Source organism: Gillisia xinjiangensis, from assembly GCF_046298265.1.
Taxonomy (GTDB): domain Bacteria; phylum Bacteroidota; class Bacteroidia; order Flavobacteriales; family Flavobacteriaceae; genus Gillisia; species Gillisia xinjiangensis.
This window is the reverse complement of the sequence record NZ_JBKAHK010000022.1, coordinates 1-1,358: the sequence shown is the minus strand read 5'-3', so window position 1 is coordinate 1,358 and position 1,358 is coordinate 1. Positions and strand designations below refer to the sequence as shown.

Below are 1,358 nucleotides of genomic sequence, written 5' to 3'. Positions count from 1 at the left end.
AAAAGATTTTGGAGAATTAGCTGTTGAAACCAGGATGGCCAAAGGGGAGGTGGATTTTGAGGAACAAGTAATCAATAATTTGACTGAAGATGCTAAGTGTATATATAAAAACCTCAACGAAAAGGGGAATGATTTTGTGAAGAACATGTTGAATAAATTTGATGGAGAATCTAAATTAAGTTTAGAGTTAACCTCAAAAGATAAAGTTTATTATACAGATAAAAATGGAGTTACCCGAGAAGTAGCTGGAAAAACTAGAAGCCCTGTAAATAATTCAATATTGATTTCTATAAACAGCTCAATGGCTAATGGAACTTCATCTTTAGGTTTAGCAAGAGATCTGTTACATGAAATTATACATGCTGATATGTTTCGTAAATTGGAAAATACTAATTCAACTGGTACTATAGAAGATGTTGATTTCAATGATACCTATAACAAATATAAAGCGGAACATTTTAATGCTTCACCCGATCATGAAACTATGGCGGATTTATATATTGATGCTATGTCCACAACATTAAAAGAATTTCACAAAACAGTTCTTATTAATGACTATAACAAATATGTTCAACATTATGGAGAAGAACCGCCGAAGGAATTCTATGAGACTTTTGCTTGGGATGGACTGCGTAATCAGGGTGTACGAGCTTGGGATGAATTAGATGAGGAGGAAAGGTCAATAATTGAAGATTTACAATTAAGGGTAGGAGATTTAACAAAAGATTGTCCAAATGAATAATAGATTTTTATTTTTTATAATCTTAAGTTGTTTTTATAATATGGGAACAGCGCAGGAATACCAAAATCAAGTAAGAGATTCCTTATTTTTTTATTTGGATGATGATATTTTAATTCAAAACATATATGAAAAAGAATATTTTTACTTGAAAACAAATTCTACTTCAACATTCGCTTTTCTTAAAATAAATAAAGATGTAAATATTGATCTTGATAAAAAGAGAATTAAAAATTTCAAAGAATTTCTTTTACAAAAATTCGGTAAAAATTCTAAGGTTATTTCTGATGAATTAATTTATGATTTAAGAAAATTTAAAATTTTCTTGACCGATTGCAAAAACAAAAAAGGAATAATTGAAGTTTTCCCAGTAATAATAGAAGATTGATAATTTTATGATCATGTCTCAACTAAGGGGACATTGTAAAATATTTGATGATAAGAAAAAACCAGTTGAAGATGCTTTAAAAGAATTGAAGAAATCTTACGAAGCTCAGGAAATTGATACTATTTAACCGGCATTAGACAAGATCAATGAAGCATGGAAAACAGCTTATGAAGAGATGTACAAAGCACAAGCCGAACAAGGTGGTGCTGCCGGAGGACCGGAAGCCGGACC

At 30.4% G+C, this 1,358-nt stretch carries 2 protein-coding genes and 1 pseudogene; all 3 read left to right on the top strand.

Annotated features, from left to right (window positions below):
- Window positions 1-742, top strand: a 742-nt coding sequence (locus ACKGJN_RS16240) for a hypothetical protein (protein WP_409540614.1), incomplete at its 5' end; no start/stop codon positions are given.
- Window positions 743-782: 40 nt separating this feature from the next.
- Window positions 783-1,127, top strand: coding sequence for a hypothetical protein (locus ACKGJN_RS16235; protein ID WP_409540613.1), 345 nt, complete (start codon window positions 783-785; stop codon window positions 1,125-1,127).
- Between the two features lie 37 nt (window positions 1,128-1,164).
- Window positions 1,165-1,358 (top strand): annotated as a pseudogene (locus ACKGJN_RS16230) (molecular chaperone DnaK); the annotation flags it as partial.